The organism is Burkholderia sp. Ax-1719, assembly GCF_011753055.1.
Lineage (GTDB): Bacteria > Pseudomonadota > Gammaproteobacteria > Burkholderiales > Burkholderiaceae > Paraburkholderia.
Window position 1 is genome coordinate 206312 of sequence record NZ_VWWJ01000004.1, and the last position, 18722, is coordinate 225033.

The 18722-nt window shown below is 61.3% G+C and carries 18 protein-coding genes and 1 pseudogene; 5 read left to right on the forward strand and 14 right to left on the reverse strand.

All coding sequences use genetic code 11. The annotated features are described in order from the left end of the window. Window positions 1-48: 48 nt before the first annotated feature. Entirely contained in the window at window positions 49-855 is an 807-nt protein-coding gene (locus tag F3J17_RS10465) for an SDR family oxidoreductase (protein ID WP_167057122.1), read from the forward strand. A gap of 146 nt (window positions 856-1001) precedes the next feature. Here the strand turns inward: F3J17_RS10465 and F3J17_RS10470 are convergent, their stop codons facing one another. Next, a complete protein-coding gene (locus F3J17_RS10470; protein ID WP_167057126.1) occupies window positions 1002-1589 on the reverse strand; it encodes a TetR/AcrR family transcriptional regulator in 588 nt (195 codons plus the stop codon). Between the two features lie 130 nt (window positions 1590-1719). Next, complete coding sequence (locus tag F3J17_RS10475; RefSeq protein WP_167057129.1) at window positions 1720-2328, reverse strand: TetR-like C-terminal domain-containing protein; 609 nt, start codon at window positions 2326-2328, stop codon at window positions 1720-1722. Window positions 2329-2465: 137 nt separating this feature from the next. On the opposite strand from F3J17_RS10475, the gene F3J17_RS10480 reads away from it, so the two are divergent. Beyond that, entirely contained in the window at window positions 2466-3677 is a 1212-nt protein-coding gene (locus F3J17_RS10480; RefSeq protein ID WP_240160896.1) for an MFS transporter, read from the forward strand. Window positions 3678-3742: 65 nt separating this feature from the next. Here F3J17_RS10480 and F3J17_RS10485 read toward each other — a convergent pair whose 3' ends face one another. The 4 genes from F3J17_RS10485 to F3J17_RS10500 are packed head-to-tail and all read right to left on the reverse strand — an operon-like array spanning window position 3743 to window position 6377. Further along, window positions 3743-4747 carry a LysR family transcriptional regulator gene (locus F3J17_RS10485; protein ID WP_167057132.1) on the reverse strand — a complete coding sequence of 335 codons (1005 nt, stop codon included), beginning with the start codon at window positions 4745-4747 and terminating at the stop codon, window positions 3743-3745. A gap of 26 nt (window positions 4748-4773) precedes the next feature. Beyond that, entirely contained in the window at window positions 4774-5211 is a 438-nt protein-coding gene (locus tag F3J17_RS10490; protein ID WP_167057135.1) for a winged helix DNA-binding protein, read from the reverse strand. Window positions 5212-5253: 42 nt separating this feature from the next. Further along, window positions 5254-5511, reverse strand: coding sequence for a DUF1272 domain-containing protein (locus F3J17_RS10495; protein WP_167057138.1), 258 nt, complete (start codon window positions 5509-5511; stop codon window positions 5254-5256). Window positions 5512-5564: 53 nt separating this feature from the next. After that, window positions 5565-6377, reverse strand: a complete 813-nt coding sequence (locus F3J17_RS10500) for an isocitrate lyase/phosphoenolpyruvate mutase family protein (RefSeq protein WP_167057141.1) — start codon at window positions 6375-6377, stop codon at window positions 5565-5567. A gap of 301 nt (window positions 6378-6678) precedes the next feature. Here F3J17_RS10500 and F3J17_RS10505 point away from each other — a divergent pair, with 301 nt between their 5' ends. Continuing rightward, window positions 6679-7038 carry a hypothetical protein gene (locus tag F3J17_RS10505; RefSeq protein WP_240160897.1) on the forward strand — a complete coding sequence of 120 codons (360 nt, stop codon included), beginning with the start codon at window positions 6679-6681 and terminating at the stop codon, window positions 7036-7038. A gap of 56 nt (window positions 7039-7094) precedes the next feature. On the opposite strand, the gene F3J17_RS10510 is transcribed toward F3J17_RS10505, so the two are convergent. From F3J17_RS10510 to F3J17_RS10520, 3 genes are read right to left on the reverse strand one after another with little or no spacing between them, the layout of a single operon-like run. Beyond that, on the reverse strand, window positions 7095-8594 hold the full coding sequence (locus F3J17_RS10510; protein ID WP_240160898.1) for an efflux transporter outer membrane subunit: 1500 nt from the start codon (window positions 8592-8594) through the stop codon (window positions 7095-7097). A gap of 8 nt (window positions 8595-8602) precedes the next feature. Continuing rightward, window positions 8603-11779 carry a multidrug efflux RND transporter permease subunit gene (locus F3J17_RS10515; protein WP_167057147.1) on the reverse strand — a complete coding sequence of 1059 codons (3177 nt, stop codon included), beginning with the start codon at window positions 11777-11779 and terminating at the stop codon, window positions 8603-8605. Continuing rightward, window positions 11776-13026, reverse strand: coding sequence for an efflux RND transporter periplasmic adaptor subunit (locus F3J17_RS10520; protein WP_167057150.1), 1251 nt, complete (start codon window positions 13024-13026; stop codon window positions 11776-11778). The genes F3J17_RS10515 and F3J17_RS10520 overlap by 4 nt, the downstream gene beginning before the upstream one ends. Before the next feature lie 168 nt (window positions 13027-13194). Here F3J17_RS10520 and F3J17_RS10525 point away from each other — a divergent pair, with 168 nt between their 5' ends. Next, window positions 13195-13809 (forward strand): TetR/AcrR family transcriptional regulator, encoded by a 615-nt coding sequence (locus tag F3J17_RS10525; RefSeq protein ID WP_167057153.1) that lies wholly within the window; start codon window positions 13195-13197, stop codon window positions 13807-13809. 96 nt (window positions 13810-13905) lie between these two features. On the opposite strand, the gene F3J17_RS10530 is transcribed toward F3J17_RS10525, so the two are convergent. Next, complete coding sequence (locus F3J17_RS10530; RefSeq protein ID WP_167057156.1) at window positions 13906-15078, reverse strand: MFS transporter; 1173 nt, start codon at window positions 15076-15078, stop codon at window positions 13906-13908. Between the two features lie 162 nt (window positions 15079-15240). On the opposite strand from F3J17_RS10530, the gene F3J17_RS10535 reads away from it, so the two are divergent. Next, window positions 15241-15759 (forward strand): helix-turn-helix domain-containing protein, encoded by a 519-nt coding sequence (locus F3J17_RS10535; protein ID WP_167057159.1) that lies wholly within the window; start codon window positions 15241-15243, stop codon window positions 15757-15759. Between the two features lie 8 nt (window positions 15760-15767). Here F3J17_RS10535 and F3J17_RS10540 read toward each other — a convergent pair whose 3' ends face one another. From F3J17_RS10540 to F3J17_RS10555, 4 genes and pseudogenes are all read right to left on the reverse strand, one after another. Next, window positions 15768-16688 carry a LysR family transcriptional regulator gene (locus F3J17_RS10540; protein ID WP_167057162.1) on the reverse strand — a complete coding sequence of 307 codons (921 nt, stop codon included), beginning with the start codon at window positions 16686-16688 and terminating at the stop codon, window positions 15768-15770. A 115-nt stretch (window positions 16689-16803) separates the two neighbouring features. Then, window positions 16804-17286, reverse strand: a pseudogene (locus tag F3J17_RS10545) (methylated-DNA--[protein]-cysteine S-methyltransferase); the annotation flags it as partial. A 45-nt stretch (window positions 17287-17331) separates the two neighbouring features. Next, window positions 17332-18084, reverse strand: a complete 753-nt coding sequence (locus tag F3J17_RS10550; RefSeq protein ID WP_345891164.1) for a DNA-3-methyladenine glycosylase I — start codon at window positions 18082-18084, stop codon at window positions 17332-17334. After that, window positions 18085-18510, reverse strand: a complete 426-nt coding sequence (locus tag F3J17_RS10555) for a DUF3331 domain-containing protein (RefSeq protein WP_167057168.1) — start codon at window positions 18508-18510, stop codon at window positions 18085-18087. Window positions 18511-18722 lie beyond the last annotated feature (212 nt).

Here is an 18722-nt window from a genome sequence, read left to right on the forward strand (position 1 = left end):
GCCTAAAATTTGTCCCGTGCCCGGCGATCACGCCGGCTTTCTACGGAGATGAATATGAACAATGCAGTCACGCTGGGAACCGCCCTGATTACCGGGGCATCGTCGGGAATCGGCGCAATTTACGCGGACCGTCTTGCGCGTCGCGGCTACGATCTGGTGCTGGTCGCGCGTCACGAGGCGCGCCTCAATGAAGTGGCCACGCGTGTGCGTGAGCAAACCGGCCGCGAAGTGAAAACCGTGGTCGCCGATCTGCTGAACGCGGCTGATCTGCATCGCGTCGAGGCGCTGATCCGCAATGACGCCGGGCTGACGATGCTCGTGAACAACGCGGGCGTGGGCAGTGCGGCGCCGCTGCTTCAGGCCGATGTCGATGCGATGGAAGCGATGATCGATCTGAACGTGACGGCGCTCACGCGCCTGACTTACGCGATCGCGCCTGCATTCGTGGCGCGCGGTGCGGGCACGATCATCAATATCTCGTCGGGCGTGGCGATCGCACCGGAGTTTTTGAACGGCGTCTATGGCGCAACCAAGGCTTACGTGCTGGCGCTAAGCCAATCGCTAAAACATGAACTCGGCGACAAGGGCGTGCGCATTCAGGCTGTCTTGCCAGGCGCGACGCGTACGGAATTCTGGGACGTTGCCGGTGCGCCGGTCGACAATTTTCCGGCGGAAATGGTCATGAGCGTGGAGGATCTGGTCGACGCCGCGCTGGCCGGGCTGGATCAGGGCGAATTCGCGACGGTGCCGTCGCTGCCCACCGTCGATGGCTGGAACGCCTTCGAAGCGGCGCGCGGCGCGCTCGTGCCGCAGCTTTCGCTGAGCAAGCCCGGCGCGCGCTACAACGTCAATTGATCGCGCGATAGACGCGAGCCAGGTAACGAACTCCGATGCCCCGGGCGTTGAAACGCCCGGGGCATCGGCTTTTTCGGGCTAGCCGATCATTTGCTGTGTAGATACACACCATGCGGCGCAAGTCGTTCGCCGAAACGCGCGATGGTCTAGGCCGCGGAGGCTTGTGACTTTTTGGTGGGAAAGAGGGCGATCAACTCGGCTGACACGGAGTTGAGTATCTGGCGGGAAAGCTTGGGGTCCGCTACGGCGCGTGACAGACCGAGTGCGCCAACGTAAGCGCTATAGATCAGCATCGCCTTGGCGCGCCGGTTGCCTTCCGTGCCTTCGGGCATCTGGCTTTCGAGCAGGGCGAGACTGCTTTCCAGTCGCTCGGTATAGACCTCGCGTGCGCCTTCCGTGCTGCGCGCCGTGTCGTTGAGCAGAGCCGAGAGCGGACAACCGCCCGTGACATTGTCCCGGTGCTCTTCCGACAGATACGTCTGGATGCTCTTCTTCAAATTGGGCTGCGCGGTCAGGGCCGATTGATCCATTTCTTCGCACGCGGCCGCAATCGCCTCGACCACGAGATCGTCGCGCGAAGCAAAATGCTTGTAGAAACCGCCGACGGTCATGCCGGCTTCTTTCATGATGTCGGCGACGCTGATGCCTTCCAGACCGAGCTCACGAAAGCGTCGCGCCGCCACATCGACAATACGCTGATGCGATTCAGCTTTTTCTGCTTGGGAATATCCCATGTTGCCCTCCTGGCCAAAGATCGCTGAGGAGAGCCATGATAATCCACATGGCGGCTCCCCGCAGGTCCTTTGGCGTCGAGTGCGTCCGGACAGCGGCCGCGAGCGGTGAGGGCGATCGGCGGCGTTTGCGTCAGGCGGCCTTGGGGCGAGTTTTGCGCGGGTTCCCGACCGGCTGGAATGCATCGAGCAGCACGGCAACGCGCTTGCGCGTGAAGGCGGGATCGAGCGGCTGATTGTCGAACAGCATCCGGTACATGACGGGCGCAATCACGGTGTCCAGCACCTCGTGCATCGCCGGAACGGCCTCGCCGCGCGACTGTGCGCGCCCGAAGATCAACTGTACCTGCGCGCGCACGATATCCGCGCACTGGCACGCCGGCCCGCTGCCGTCGCTTTCCATGGCGGCAAGCACGTCGCGGATCATGGCGCGGCCCGGCGACGACGTCATCTCCTCCTGATAGCTTTGCGCCCACGCTTCCAGATCGCTTTTGAGCGATCCCGTGTCGGCGGGCATGCTGTCGGGATAGAACCGCTCGACCGCCACATCGGCGAGCAGGGTCGGCAGGTCGCCCCAACGCCGATAGATCGTCGAGGGCGTGACCTCCGCACGTGCGGCGATCATCGCGACGGTGATGTCCTCGCGGGACATTTCCGCGAGGAGCGATTTCACCGCGTTATGAACGGACTCCTGAACCCGCGCGCTACGCCCGCCGGGCCGCAGGCCTTCACGTATCACCATTGCTTGCACTCCTGCTCTTCGACGCAAATGTGGTCATCGTAATCAGTATGCCACTAAAGCTAAAAAGTTGCATTAACGAATCATCTGGGTCAGAATTCGCTAACGCAATTTTTTTGCATTAACAGCCGGAGAGCCAGATGTCCGCCGAACAGATCACCCAACCCACAGGATCGCGCATGTGGGGCGCACTGACGCTTTACGCGTTGACCGTCGCAACGTTCTTTGGCGCGTCCAGCGCGCCCACGCCGCTTTACCGGCTCTATCAGGAAGCGTGGGGCTTCTCGCCAGCCATGCTCACGTTGGTCTTCGCCAGTTACGCGTTCAGCCTGCTTGCGGCGCTGCTGACGACGGGCTCCTTGTCGGATCACATCGGCAGGCGGCCGGTGATCGTCGGCAGCATTGTGCTGGAGATGGCCGCGATGCTCGTCTTCGTCGAATCGCGCAACGTCTCCATGCTGATCGGGGCGCGGCTCGTGCAGGGCTTTGCGACGGGGGCGGCAACCAGCGCCCTGGGCGCGGCCATCCTCGATGAAAGCCGCGCGTCTGGCCCGTTGATCAACGCATTGGCCTCCTTGTTGGGCATGGGATGCGGCGCACTGGGCGCGAGCATGCTGGTCGCTTATGCGCCGCTGCCCAGGGAACTGATCTTTATTGTGCTGGGCGCAATCCTGTTGCTCGAAGCGGGCTTTACGGTCGCGCTGCCGGAAACGGTCAGCCGTGTTCCGGGTGCGATCGCCGCGCTAGTTCCGCGCGTGACGATTCCACGGGCGGCGCGTGGCGCAATGCTGCGCGTCGCGCCGGTCAATATCGCCGTCTGGGCGCTGGGAGGCTTTTATCTGTCGCTCGGTCCGTCACTCGCCCGTGCGGTGACTGGAGCAGGTGACGCAACGATTGGCGGGTGGGTGGTTTTCGCGTTGACCACGGGCGGTTTCGCCGCCATTCTGGCCTTGCGCAAGGTAAGCACTGTGCACGTGTTGCGATACGGCGCGACGGCCCTGGCGGTGGGATTGCTCATTACGCTGGCTGGCGTGCATGTGCAAAACGCAACCGTGTTTTTCGCGGGAACGGCCGTTGCCGGGACGGGATTTGGCGCTGCATTTCAAGGGGCGTTACGTTCCGTGATGCCGCTCGCACAGGCGCACGAACGCGCGGGACTCATGGCCGCCTTCTATATCCTGAGCTACCTCGCTTTCAGCATACCGGCGATTCTGGCCGGAACGCTGGCTCATATTGTCGGCCTTCGCACCACCACCGATGCGTATGGCGCAGTACTGGTCGCGCTCTCATTGACGACACTGCTCGCCAGTGGCACGAGCCGAAACGTCGGGCTAACTGAAGAAGGGAAGTAGGCTATTGACGAGGCGCGCAGGCGCTCAGGCGCCCAATTGCCCCGCAGGGCGAGAGCGCCTGGCGCTTACACCAAAGCGTCCTCTACGAGATTCACGATGGGCTCCTTCCATTGCTCCATTTTCTCGAACGTGCGATCCGAGCAGGTCTGGTTAAGTGAAGTCACGCCGCACATCAGCGGGCAATGATCGAATGTGGTGACGACCCAATCCACGAACGCGCGTACCTTGGGCGAAAGATGGCGGCTCTGCGGATAGACAACCGATATGGGCATTGGCAGAGGCTTCCATTCGGGCAGAACTTCAATCAATTGCCCGGCCTTCAGTTGCGCCAGGATCATGAAGCGCGGCGCCTGCATCAGCCCCAGGCCTTTCAGGCCGCACATGACGTAAGACTCGGCTTCGTTCACTGAAATCGCACCTTTCACCGGGACCTGCATTTCGCGGCCGCCGACCATGAAGGTCCAGTCCAGAATCCGGCCCGAGCGCGTCGAAAAATAGTTGATGCCGAGATGAGTCTTGAGGTCGTCGAGCGAGTGCGGAACACCATGCTTTGCAAGGTAGGAAGGCGACGCAACGGTCATGCAATCGAACAGGCCAATCCGCCTCGCGACAAGCGCGGGATTGTTCAGATCGCCTACGCGCACGGCGCAGTCAGCCTCCTTTTCCAGGCTATCCGCATGCCGGTCTGTCAAACCCAACTGAAGATCGATCTCGGGGAATTGCGTATGGAAGTCGCGTAGCCGGGGCAAGATGATCTGACGGGCGACGGCGCCCTGCATGCTGATGCGCAGTTTGCCACGCGGCCGCTTTTCCACCTTTTGAAACGCGGCTTCGGTGTCCTCCACGTCGGCGAGAATTCTGAGGCAGTGCTCATAATAGGCCGCGCCATCCGTCGTCAGGGAGAGACTGCGCGTCGTGCGATTCAGGAGCCGCGTACCCAGATGATCTTCCAGACTCTGGATCATCGTGGTGACCGTCGGCCGATTCATCCCGAGCGATGTGGCAGCGCGCGTAAAGCTGCTGAAATCGACGATGCGGGTGAATACCTGCATGGCTTGAATACGGTCCACGATGCTCCCTCCAATCAATCTGGCGCTCAAACGGCGCAATGCTCGCGTTGTGCGCAGGTCTTGCCGACAACCGCTGATTCATGGCACGGGATCTGGATTGCCGGTTTGCCGATCAAGGTTTCGATTTCCTCCTCGGCGCAGCGGATCAATGCAAACGACGATTCAAGCACTGTCTTTCCGTTTTCCGTAAGCCGAAATAACGCGCGTCGTTTGTTCAACGGATCGAGCATGGTTTGAACCAGCTCTGTTTTTATCAGCGGCTGCAGCGTGCGTTGCAATGACGAGCGTTCGACGATGAGTTTGTCCGCCAGATCCTGCAAAGAGATAGCAGCAGCCTGGGCAATCTGCTCAAGAATTCCGTGCTGGCTGGCGGTAAGCGGCACCTTGGCCAGGTGCCGGTTGTACACACGCGTTGCATAACGCGCCGCGCGCATGACCTGCAGACCATATCGGTCATGATCCATTGTGTTCTCCCACCGGGACCGTCGCCGGTGTTGCAAAGCCGGCTAGCGCGGGTGAGTGTGATCTGCGAGACAGTTCTCGTTGAAAACGCGCTCGGTGGATGCGGGGTATTTCGCGAGCTTGTCGGCAGGGCGGCGCGGACGCGCTACCAGTTCGCCGCCGCAGTTCGGACAGATTCCCTTGAGTACCGTGTCTGTGCAATCGCTGCAGAACGTGCATTCGAAGGTACAGATACGCGCGTCCGCTGAGTCCGGCGGCAGATCCTTGTTGCAGCACTCACATCCAGGTCGAAGTTGCAGCATAGTCTGGTTTCCTTATCATTTTTACATCGGCAATTGAAGCAGTTGACCTGACTTCACTTCGTGGGCAAACCCGCGAAAAGCGCCTGGATCTCCGAATACGGCATTGCCTTGTCGTAGAGGCCGTCCGACTTGCCGTCGTGGAGAAAAGCCTGCATCTGTTCCTTCGCCGTCTGTAGCACGATCTGCGAGATCGCACCGCCGGCGCTCAGCCTCCGTACGCCGAGCTGACCGAGAGTTGTCGCGTCTGGCAAGCCAGGCAGCGCCATCACGTTCAGGGGCAGCGTAATCGCGCTCACAACCGCTGCGATATCCGCAGGTTTGGCGAGTGCGGGCAGGAACAGGCCGTCTGCACCGGCGGCTGCATAGAGGTCGCCGCGCGCGATGGCTTCGTCCGGTTGCTTCGGTTTGTCGACCAGATTCGCGAGGAACACGTCGCTACGCGCGTTGATAAAGAGATCTGCACCGGCCTTTGCAACGGCTTCGCGGATCGCGCGAATTTTGGCGGCCAGCAGGGAGGGCGCATCGCGGCCGTCTTCGATATTGATGCCCGCCACGCCAAGCTCGACGAGTTGCATGACGTTGCTAGCGACCACCTGCGGGTCATCGGAGTAGCCGTTTTCGATGTCCACGGATAGCGGCACTTTCAGCACACGAACGATACGCCGAACAGAGGCCGCCACTTCGTCGAAGGGCAATTCGCGGCCGTCCTGATAGCCCAATGCCCACGCAAAGCCCGCACTGGTCGTCGCGATGGCACGCGCTCCCTGCGCTTCGGCAAGCCGTGCGCTGCCCGCGTCCCAGACGTTGGGCAGACGCAGCGGCGTCGAGTTATCGTGCAACTGGCGGAACGGTTTTGCAATGGACATGGTGCCTTCCTGGTTTCAATGAATGGGATGAGCGGCGATAGCCGCGGCGAAACACTGACTTTCGCCATGAAGTTTCTTGATGAAACTATAAGGAATGCCGTCGTGGTGAGCTACATGCGAAACCGGAGAACTGTTCCCCACAAACTGGGGAGCTCACGAAAACCAATGCGATGCCAGGACAGGTTTTTCATCATACAAAATGTAGAGTATGTCAATAATCTAGTATTTTCCCTGGACGCTGCGCATGTTCAGGCGAGGCGGTGTATCGTTAATCGAAGCAGGCCACTCATGGAGGTCAGACATGCGCAGAAACGCCGAGCTACTCAGAGCGATTCTTTCGTTTATGCAGGACGATGAGAAACCGACCCAGTGCTGCAAGGATATCGAAACCGGCGTAGGGCAAAAGGAAGGGCATAGCTGGCCGGAAGTGAGGCTGCATCTCGCGCTGCTCAAGGATATGGGTCTCGTGACCGAGTGCACGACTGCCGCGGAATATCGGCTTACCAGCGCGGGTTACGATGTGGTGGAGAGTGAAAACCCGATCGAACAAATGCGTGCGTGGACGAAAATGGGTAGCAGTCCGAACACGCCGATGACGCCGTCTTTTTCCACGTCGCGCCATCCGCTGCCGCCGGCCATTCATAGTCAACGTTTTACCTGATCAGTTCGTGACTGGCGCATTGAAGCCGATGCGCCAGTCACGATGCCGATATCGCGTCAGCCCTTTGACGCTGCAGTTTGCGCGGCCTGTTGCACTGCCTGTTGCACTGCCGGCTGCGGCGCATCCCACCCGCCGCCGAGCGCGCGGAACGTCCGCACCGCGGCTCTGGCAGCATCCGCTTTGGTTGCGTCCAGATCATCGCGTGCAACCAGAAGCTGCCGGTCTGCGTCCAGCACATCCGTCAACGTGATGGAACCGGCACGATACGCTTTCTCCGAAAGATCGCGTGCCCTGGTCAAGGCGGTGACTTCCTGCTGGATCTCCTGAGCGCGAATTTCCGATTGCGAGAGCGCCATGAAGGCGTTTTCGACGTCTTCGGTCGCCTTGAGCGCGGCCTCCTTGTATTGCGCCAGCGCTTCGGCATTGGCGCCGCGCGCCTGCTTCACTTCGGCGTCCACCTTGCCGAAATCGAACAGCCGCCACTGGAGCGCGCCCGTTCCGATCGGCTCGAAGGACTTTGCGCTGAACAGGTGATTGGTCGAAATGCTGTCGAAGCCCAATGCGCCGGACAGCGAGATCTTCGGATAGTAATCGGCAATGGCCACGCCGATGTTCTCGTTGGTGGCCGCCAGATGACGCTCCGCCGCAATGATGTCGGGGCGGCGACGCAGCACGTCGACGGGTTGATCGCCTGTGCCAATGGCGGGCACTTCGGGGATGATGGCGGCGTTGGTGTTGAGTTCCGCCGCATAGGTCCCGGGTTGCGCGCCCATCAGAACGTCGAGCCGATTCAATTGCGCTTCCAGCGCAATGCGCAGCGCGGGCAGGCTGGCGCGCGCCTGACGCAGCAGCGCCTCGGCCTGGGCGACTTCGCGTTCGTCGGCCGCGCCCGCCTGCTTGCGGGCCTGAACGAGCGTGAGCAGATGCGCGTCGGTGTCGATCTGGTCCTGCGTGACCGCCACTTGTGCCTGCAAGCCTCGCACCTGCAGATAGGCGTCAGCCGCGTCCGCGGCTACCGTGATGCGCGTGCCGAGCTGGCCAGCCTCCGCCGCCTGCTCTTCGTCGAGGGCCGAGGTGTGGGCGCGTCGCAGTCCGCCTGCAAGATCGATTTCCCAGCTGGCCGTTGCGCCCACAACGTATTGCTTCTGGTCGCGGCTGTAGTTGGGAAAGGCGCTCGCGAGCGTGCCAAGCGGGCTGGTCGTGCTCTGATGTTCGGCCGTTGCGGAGCCGCCCGCATCGACGGTCGGCAGCAGTTGTGCGCCTGCGGCTTGCGCCGCCGCGCGCGCCTGACTGACCCGCGCAATCGCAGCCTGGAGGCTGAGGTTCTGGTCGAGCGCGCGTTGTACGACCTTTTCCAGCATCGGATCGTTGAAGCCCGTCCACCAGTTGTCCAGCTTCGGCGCGGGAAGCGTCGTCTGCCGGTTGGCCACCGCTTCGGTGTTATGAAACGGCGCCATGTCGGTTTTGGGCGCAACGTAGTTCGGACCGACGGCGCATCCCACGAGACCAGCGCTCACGATCAGACTGCCGATGATCGCTTTTGCGGTTTTTGCCATGAACTGACTCATTTTGCTTCTCCACTGCTGAGCTTGCGGGGCAGCGCAGGTGCACGCTTGACGCCGAGCTTGCGAACAAAGGCATAAAACGCCGGGGTGAAGGCGAGGCCGAAGATCGTCACGCCGAGCATCCCGAAGAACACCGTGGTGCCCAGCGACTGACGCATTTCCGAACCCGCACCGCTGGCAATCGCAAGTGGCGCGACCCCGGCAATAAACGCCAGCGAGGTCATCAGGATCGGGCGCAGACGAACATGCGCTGCATGAGTGGCGGCGTCTTCCGCGCCCACACCGTCTTCGTCCTGACGTTGTTTCGCGAATTCCACGATCAGGATCGCGTTTTTCGCCGCCAGTCCAACCAGCACGACGAAGCCGATCTGCGCCAGGATGTCGATAGGCATGCCACGCATATTCAGACCGATTGCCGCTGCAAACAGACACATCGGCACGATCAGCACGATCGCCAGCGGCGTTTTCCAGCTTTCATACTGGGCCGCAAGCACGAGGAACACGAACAGCGCCGATGCCGCAAAGATCACGAGCGGCGACATCTTTTGCTCTTCCTGCTGGTGCGCGAGATCGGTCCATTCATACGAGACGCCGTTCGGAAGGACCTCGTTGGCCAGTTGCTCCATGCGTTTCATTGCGTCGCCCGACGACTCGCCCGGCGCTGCCGCGCCCATGATTTCCGCTGCGGGATAGAGGTTGTAACGCGGTACGCGGTATGGCGTGGTGTTGTCCTTGAACGTCGCCACCGTACCGATGGGCACCATCTCGCCCGACGCATTGCGCACTTTCAAGCGGCCCAGATCCTCTGGAGTCCTGCGGAATGCTTCATCGCCCTGAACGCGGACCTGATAGGTGCGGCCCAGATAGTTAAAGTCATTCACATACTGCGAACCGAGGTAAAGCTCCATCGTCGAAAACACATCAGTCGGCGTGAGCCCGACTTTTTCTGCCTTCAGGCGATCGACATCGGCATAGACGGACGGTGCGCCGGCGTTATAAAGCGTGAATACACCGCCAAAAGCCTTGTCCTTGTTCGCCGCCGCCACCAGCGAATTGGCTGCGGCTGCGAGCGCCTGCGGGCCAACCCCAGCGCGGTCTTCCAGCATCATCTTGAAGCCGCCCGCCGCGCCCAACCCCTGAACCGGCGGCGGATTCACGACGATCACAACGGCGTCCTTGACGCCTGCCAGACGTTGGCGCAGCGTCACCAGCATGGTTGCGGCGTTTACACCGGGGATGTGCTCGCCGTACAGCGACGGCAGGCCGGTAAAGATCGTGCCCACGTTTGGCGCAATCGTGCCAGTGGTCACGTCGAAGCCGGTCACCGGCGATGTGTGGTCGATGCCGCGGGTCTTGAGCGCGATATCGTTCACTTCGCGCACGACCTTGTCCGTGCGTTCTAGGCTGGAACCCGGCGGCAGCAGCACGATGATGGCCTGATAACCGATGTCCTGCTCGGGAATAAAGCCGGTAGGCATTCTGGCCATCTGAATGCCGGTTGCTGCGATCAGACCGGCGTAGACAATGAGCATGACCGTGGTGGCGCGAACGAAGCGTCCCGTGATCTTGCCGTAGCGTCCCGAAAGCCATTCGAACGATGCATTGAAGCGGCCAAAGACAGCATGATGTGCTCGGCCAAGCGCCGTCGAACCGCCGTGGGTCTTTTCCATGTTGTGCGGCTTGAGCAGCACTGCGCACAAGGCCGGGCTCAGCGTGAGCGAGACGAAGCACGAGATGACCGTGGAAGCCGCAATGGTGATGGCAAACTGCTTGAAAAACAGGCCTGAAATGCCGGACATCAGCGCAGCGGGGCCAAACACCGCGCAAAGCGTGAGTGCAATGGCGATAAGCGCCGTCGACACCTCGTTCATGGTTTGATGCGCGGCCTCGCGCGGCGTCATGCCGAGCGCCATATTCCGCTCGACGTTTTCGACCACGACGATGGCGTCGTCCACCACGATACCGACTGCGAGCACAATCCCGAACAACGACAGATTATTGATCGATGCGCCGAAGAGCGAAAGAATCGTGAACGTCCCCAGCAGCGAAACCGGGATCGCCACCACGGGAATAATCGTCGCGCGCCAGTTTTGCAGGAACAGATACACCACGCCCACCACCAGCAGAATCGCAATCGCAATAGTCTTGATCACTTCTTCGATCGACTGGCCGACAAACGTGGTCGGGTCATAGATCTTCATGTAGTCGACGCCCGGAGGAAACTGCTTTTTCAGCTCCGCCATCTTGTCCCACACGGCGTGTTCGACCTGCACCACGTTTGCATCGGGTGTGGCGACGACGAACCACGGCGCCGCTGCTGCGCGGTCGGCATAGGCCTTCGAACCATAATCGACCGAACCAAGTTCGACGTGGCCGATGTCGCGAATGCGCGTGACGCGGCCGTCTGCGTCGGATTTCACCACCACGTCGCCGAACTGCTCGGGCGTGGTCAGGCGGCCCAGCGCTTCAACATTGATCTGGTATGCGCCATTGCTCGTGATCGGCGGCTGATTGAGCACGCCCGCCGAAACCGGCGCATTTTGCGCGCGCAGGACGCCCAGCACGTCGCTTGCGCTGATGTTATAAGCCGCAGCTTTGTCCGGATCGATCCAGATACGCATCGCGTACTGACGCTCACCGAACAACTGGAAGTCCGACACACCTGGCAAACGCGCGATCTGGTCGCGTATCTTCAGCATGTAATTGGACAGATATTCGGGGCTGCGCGAGCCGTCCGGCGAATAGACGTGTACGCCCAGCAGCAGCGCATCGATAGTCTTCTTCACCTGCACGCCTTGCAACTGAACGTCGGGCGGCAGGCGCGTGAGCGTATCTTCTACGCGATTGCGCGTGAGCATCAGCGCAACGTTTGGATCGGTGCCCACCTTGAAGATCACCGTGATCTTCAACTGTCCGTTGCCGGTGGACTGGCTCGAAATATAGTCCATGTTTTCGACGCCGTTGACGGCCTGCTCCAGCGGCGTGGCCACCGTGCGGGCGATCGTGTCAGCCGAAGCGCCGGGATACGACGTGGTGATCTGAACGGTCGTCGGCACGATGTTCGGATACTGCGCGACGGGCAGCGAAAACATCGTCACCAGCCCGATCAGAACGGCGAAGATATTGAGCACTGCGGCAAAGCGCGGATGTTCAATAAAAAAGTGCGTGAGTTTCATGATTTAGCTCCGCCGTCGTCTTGCGACGACGTGAACTCGATAGTTCCGTCATGCGGGGACACCTTCGAACCCGGCCGGACTTTAGGCAGACCGTCGATGATGACCTTGTCGGTCGGTGCAAGACCCGCGCGAATCACGCGCAGCCCGCCGCGCAGATCGCCGATCTCGACCTTCCTGGGCGTGGCGACATCGTCGGGGCCAAGCACAAACACCATGTGATCGGTCTGATCGGCCAGCACCGCTGCATCGGGCACGAGCAGCGCGGGCTGCGGTGCGGACGTCGCCAGACGCACGCGCGCAAAGCCGCCAGGCGTGAGCGAAAGATCGGCATTGGGAATGGTTGCGCGGGCGTGAATCGTGCCGCTCGAACGGTCAAGGGCGTTGTCGATGAAATTGAGCGTGCCCTGGCGCGTGAAGCCGGTCGCGCCTGTGGGCGAGATCGTGACCTTGTCGGCGAGCGGGCCTTGCTGATTGGCACGCGATTGCTGGAACGCCGCATAGTCGTTTTCGCTCATGTCGAAATCCAGATAAACCGGATCGAGCGAGACGATGGTGGCGAGCAGCGTCGTGGGGCTGCTGCCTGCGCGGCTGCCGGATACCAGATTGCCGGTCGACACCAGGTGTGTACCCATGCGGCCCGTGAACGGCGCCTTGATCGCGCAGCGGTCCAGATCGAATTTCGCATCGCGCACGAGCGCATTGGCGTTATCGACTGCGGCCTGCGCCGCGTGTTGTTCGGCGACGCGTTGATCGACGTTTTCCACCGTGCCGGCTTCCGCTTGCTGCAGTTGCTGTGCACGCGCCAGTTCACGCGTGGCCAGCGCGAGGCGCGCATTGGCCGATTCGAGCTGTGCGGTCGCTTCGCTGAGCTTGATCTGATAGGGCTCGGGATCGACTTCGAACAGCAGATCGCCCTTGTGGACGATATCGCCGTCCTTGAAATTAATCTGGGTCAGCGTGCCGCCTACCTGGGCGCGAATCTCGACGCGATTGACTGCCGAGAATTGACCGAGGAAACCGAGGCGCGTTTCGATGTCGTGCTGCAGTGGTGCGCTGATAGCAACCGGCGGCGCAGGCGGCGCGGCCGCCGCTTCGGTGTGTGAGCTGCGCAGATGCCACGCCGTAGCAGCTACGGCAACAATGACGGCGAGAGCGATGGTCTTGCCAATCCAACGCGGGGAGCCGGAGTGTGCCGGGGTCCCGGGTACGACGACCCTTTCCTCGGCTTGATCAACGGGCTGATTCATAGTGATCCTAAGTAGGTGAACGTGTTGGGCGCCGGGTGATTGCGTACTTGACTCAGCCCAACTCCGCGTTAGATGACTGACCTTAACTATCTGGCGTCAAGATAATGCGTATAATCCAGAATGTCAAGGTTACGAACCAACGCTGCCAGTGCAGCGAGGAGTAAAGCCATGAAAAAGTCGAGAGTGGAAACGGCGCAAACGCGTAAGCGCATCGTTCAGGCTGCCGCGCAGGCGTTCAGGAGCAACGGAATTCATGCCACCGGCGTGGCGGAAATCATGTCGGCGGCCGGCTTGACGCACGGCGCGTTCTACCGCCATTTCGCCTCCAAGGAGCATCTGGTGGCGGAGGCGTGCGCGGCCGGCATGGCATCCACGCGCGACGCCATCGACGCCTCGGTCAAAAACGGGGAACAGGCATTTCTCGATCATTTCGAAGCCCACCTTCTGGATAAAAGCGCGGAAGCCTGTCTCGGCGAATGCCCCTTGATCGCCATGGGCAGCGAACTGGCCCGTGCGGATAAGGAGACCCGGCACGCCGCGACGCGCGGATACCGCGAACTGATCAAGACCATGGCGGCCAACGGTGCATCGGACGAAGGGGCAGCCATGTTCGTGTTCTCTGCGATCCTGGGGGCGGTCACGGTGTCCCGGATCGTCGATGACCCGGATCTGGCGGCGCGCATTCTTGCCGAAGCGAAGCAGCGCATCGCGACGTTGTGGTCAAACGCTTGCGAAAGAGATACGACAGTCCAGCAAGGCATTGCAGAGCTGGAAAATCACTAAGAATGACTAATTAATACGGATTCGTTATTCGGGAAAAAGACGGTTGAATGGCCTGTCCCGGCGCTTCGAACGACTGGTCGCCGGGCTTTTGTCTGCTTACGCTGCCGCCGTTGCAGTGGTCCTGGCGACTGAGGCAATGCGGCGGCTGGCCAGTTCGGAAACCCCCAGCGCTACGACCACCGCGATGCTGGAAAGAAAACCCAGGTGATGGGCGCCCACCATCGGGATCGCAGCCGCGCCAACCGCGCCGGCAATCGACACGCCAATATAGGTGCTAGACGTATTCAAACCGACCAGCACGGACGTCATCGGCGGATTCAGGTTGGCAAGGCGGAATTGCTGCGGATTGAGAAAGCCCCACGAACACGCGCCCCACACGAGAACGGCGGGTACGGCACTCCAGAGATGCGCGCTCGACCACGGAATCGTGAAAGTCACGATGGCGACTGCCGTGAGCATCAGCACCAGCACCTTGCGTGAGCCAATCTTGTCGAGAATACGGCCGGTCAGCAGATTCGTCGTCGTTCCGGCAAGTCCGAACAGCACCAGCAGCGCTCCCAGTACGGCCGGGTGATGGCCGGTGGCGCGGTCGAATACGACCGGGAAGTAGCAGAAAATCGTGAAGGTGCCGAGTTGCGCCAGCACCGTGGCGAACAACGTCAGGCCCACGCGTGAATCCGCAAGCGGGGCGAGGCGTCTGGAGAGCGAGATAGCCGGCGCAAGCGGCACTTCCGGCATGAGCGCCCAGATTCCCGCAAATGCGGCGCTGCCGAGGGTGGCGACGAACACCAGCGTCCAATGCCAGCTTGCCAGCCCGCCGATCACCGCCCCGAGCGGCGACCCCATGGCGGTCGCGCTGGTCAGCCCGGCCACGACGATCGACAGGGCGTAGCCGCGTCGCTCCGGCGGCACCAGCGCCGCAGCGGTGCCGCTGGCGGTGGGCGAGAACATGGCGGCGCCTAGACCGGCAAGTGCCCGCGTCGCCAGTGCGATGCCGATGTTCGGCGCGAAGAGGGTGCCCACATTGGCGAGCACGAACAGTCCGATGCCGCCGAGCAACATGCGCTTGCGTGCAACGTTCGCCGCGAGCGCGGCAATGGTTGGTCCAAGCAGCGCATAGCTCAGCGCATACACCGTAATCAGCTGGCCGGCTGCGCCAATGCTCACATGAAAGGAGTGTGCGATTTCGGGCAGGATGCCCGCGAAAACGAAGCTGTCGGTGCCTAGCGCGAACATGCCCAGCGCGAGGGTCAGAAGGCGGCGATCCATGTTGTTTCCTCAGTCGGTCTACGTCGTTGAGTTTCGTGGCGAAACTGTTGTGGCCGAACTATAGGGAACGCAGTTGCATCACGCTACTGTCCACGACGGGTAACTGTTCCCCACAAAATGGGGAAGTTGCATGACGAAACTTAAGGTACTATTCGCTTCACCATGTACCGAAAACGCCTTGACGGAATGAACTGTTCAATCGCCCGCGCGCTCGACGAAGTTGGCGAGTGGTGGACGTTATTGATCGTTCGCGAATGCACCCAGGGGAGCACGCGCTTCGACGAGTTTCAGAGCGCGCTGGGGATTGCGCGCAATGTGCTCACCGCGCGGCTCGAACGTATGATCGAGTTGGGTATCCTTGAGCGCTTCCCGCTGGCGGCGCGCGCGAACACGTTTGGCTACCGGCTCACCAGCAAGGGAGAAGAGCTATATCCAGTTCTGGTCGCGCTGATGCAATGGGGCGACAAATGGCTTGCGGTGAATGGCCGGCCGCCCGTGAAGCTGGTGGAGGACGCCAGCGGCGACCCCGTAGAGATCATGGGGCTCAGAGGGGCGGATGGGCGAACGCTGGGGTTTCAGGATGTTCGCTTTGCGCCGGGTCCTGGCGCGACCAAAACGACGCGCGCGGTGATTGAAAATCGCAATGCGCGCGTACTGGGCGAGTCCGACGAAGAAGGTTGAATCGCGCGTCAGCTTTTCTGCTGCTTGCCGAAGCCGGACAACGATTGTCGTAGCCTGGGCGCGGCAAAGTCGATGAAGTTGCGCAGCTTGATCGCCATAAGGTTTCTGGACACGTGCACCAGATGAACCGGCACAGGATCCACCTCGAATTGAGGAAGCAGGATCTGCAGTTGCCCGGCTTTGAGCGCGGCGTCGGCGTCGTGCTCGAAGACCAGTGTGATGCCCACGCCGTCCACGGCCGCACTCACTGCCGCATCGGGCGCGGTCACTTCGAGTCGCGCCTTGACTTCAAGCGTCAGCAGCTTGCCCGTCGATGGCAGGCGAAAGCGCCACGGAGACAGATAAGGGCTGTTGAACACCACGCACGAATATTTCGGCAGTTCGGCGGGATCGTGCGGAACGGAGTGTTGGCCGATGAAATCGGGGCTCGCGCAAAGAATCGGCCGCAGCGAGCCAACCCGCGTGGCGATCATATTGCTGTCGGCTAATTCGCCAATCCGCACGGCGAGATCGGCGTGCGAATCGATCAGGTCGATATTGCGGTCCGAGAGCAGCAGCCGCACGGTGATGTCCGGATACTGGGCCAGAAACTGGTTGATGACGGGCAGAACGTGAAGGCGGCCAAGCTGCACGGGCGCGGTGACCACCAGTTCCCCGCGCGCGCTGGTGAATTCACCGGTTGCCTCATGCTCCTGGTCGCGGACCATATCGAGAATGCGCCGCGCAGCGGCAACGTAGGCCGCGCCCGCGTCGGTCAGCGTGATCTTGCGCGTGGTGCGGATCAAGAGACGCGTGCCGAGCATTTCCTCGAGATCAGCGACCTTGCGGGTCAGCGTGGTGACGGGAATCTTCAACTCCCGTGCGGCGGCGGACAGGCTGCCCGCATCCACGGTGCCCAGCAGCAATTCCATGGCTTCCAGTCGGTCCAATGTGTACGTCCAGAGGGGATTGAGAAGACGGATATTGTATGAGACGCCCGGGCCGGGGATCCCGCACTATCGATCAGAACAACGCCTTCTGGGGCTTTGCGCCCCAGCTTGCCTCTTCGATCAGCAGCAGCCTTTCCTTGGCTGCGAGACCGCCCGCGAATCCCGTCAATTCGCCGGACGATCCAATCACACGGTGGCAGGGCGCAATGATCGAAACAGGATTGCGCCCGTTCGCTGCGCCAACGGCGCGTACCGCCCGGGGATTGCCAATCTGCGTGGCGATTTGCGCATAGGTGCGGGTCTGTCCAAAAGGGATGCTTAGCAGCGCGTTCCAGACTTTCTTCTGGAACTCCGTGCCGATGAAATTGATCTGGACATCGAAGGTATTTCGCTTGCCCGCAAAATACTCAAGCAACTGACGCTCTACTTCCAGCAGCGTGGGATCGTCATTGGCTTCCTGCAGCGTGCCCAGCCGTACGCGCCCAGGGCGCTCTTTCTCCCAGAGGATCGCCACCAGCGCGTTTTCGCGCGCGACGAGCGTGAGCTTGCCCACCGGAGAGGGCATGATCTTGTACAGGAAGAGCGTCTCGTTTTTCATGTTTGCCTCGCTTGCTTGCGCATCACGCTGCTGTGGAGCGCGTTCTCACGCCGTCCATACTCCCGAACTGCCGCGTCGATGGCTATCGATCAGGTGCGTATCCACGATCCCAGCCGCTTCCATGAGCGCGAACATCGTCGTGGGGCCGACGAATTTGAAGCCGCGCTTGCGCAGCGCCTTGCTCAGCGCAAGGGATTCCTCGGACGACGTGGGAATATCGGCGATCGTGAGCGGTGCGGGTGTGACGGCGGGTTTGAATGACCAGACGAATTCTACCAGGCCGCCATCCTCGCGCAGGGCAATGGCTGCGCGGGCGTTGTTGATCGTTGCATCGATTTTCGCCCGGTTCCGGATGATGCCGGCGTCTGCGAGCAGGCGCTCGACATCGCGTGCGCCAAACTTCGCGACGGTATCCGGTTCGAAATTGCGGAAGGCCTGGCGGAACGCTTCGCGCTTTTGCAGGACGATCAGCCAGGACAGGCCGGACTGAAACGCTTCGAGGCTGATGCGCTCGAACAATCCGCGCTCGTCGCGTACCGGCATGCCCCATTCGGAATCGTAGTACTCGCGCAGCAAGGTATTGCTGACCGCCCAGGGTGGGCGCTTCAAGCCATCATCGCAAACGACTGCCTTGCCGTTGATGGGTGTTTCGGCGACGGCGTCGCTCGTTGCCTTCTCTTTCAAATCTCGCCTCGTGACCGGTGAAAGCTGTCGATGTTCTGCCCGGCGCCGCGGTTCTTTTGCCGCGGATACACCGCATCGGATCATCGTACCATCGGGGCGAAACGGCGGCGCCACTCAGTCGAGGCGATATTCGACTGCCGACGCAAGAATCAACTGGCCGTCGTTGAAGGGCACCATATAGCGCCCGCTGGTCGGCCGATAGACCACATCGCCGGGCTGTATTTCAAGTCCCGTTGCCGCGCAAAGCGTGCGCGTGCGCGCGTGACACATCCGCCAGATCTGCTCGCCATAACAGCCTGAGCGCGAATCGCTCCAGCGAACCGCAATCGTGCGCGTGGTGAGTTGGCCGATTACCACGGCCGGAAAACCGGGTTTGCTGCTGGAGGCTTCAGCGCCCTCGTTGCGTTCCGACACACGCCGGCCCTTCGTGCGCCCCCGGTGAGCGGTACGCACTTCAGGCTTCACGACGGGCGGCTTTGGTGGAAGCAATAGATCCAGCAGGGCATGTTCGAATAGCTGTTGCTCGGTCGTCTGGTGCATGGCTGTTCTCTTTACAAAGCGCCGAAGAAGGCCGCCAGGGCCCGGCGGGACGCTTATTCGGCGCTTTGTGTGTGTGGCTGGCCTGTCGGCGAGGCGGCGCTACACGCCGCGACGCTCGCGGTGTCGAAGGCCGTTCGCTATGGTAGGCATTCCATGAAACGCGATAAACACGGAGATCCTGAATTCACTATTCAGATGCGGTCGACAATGAC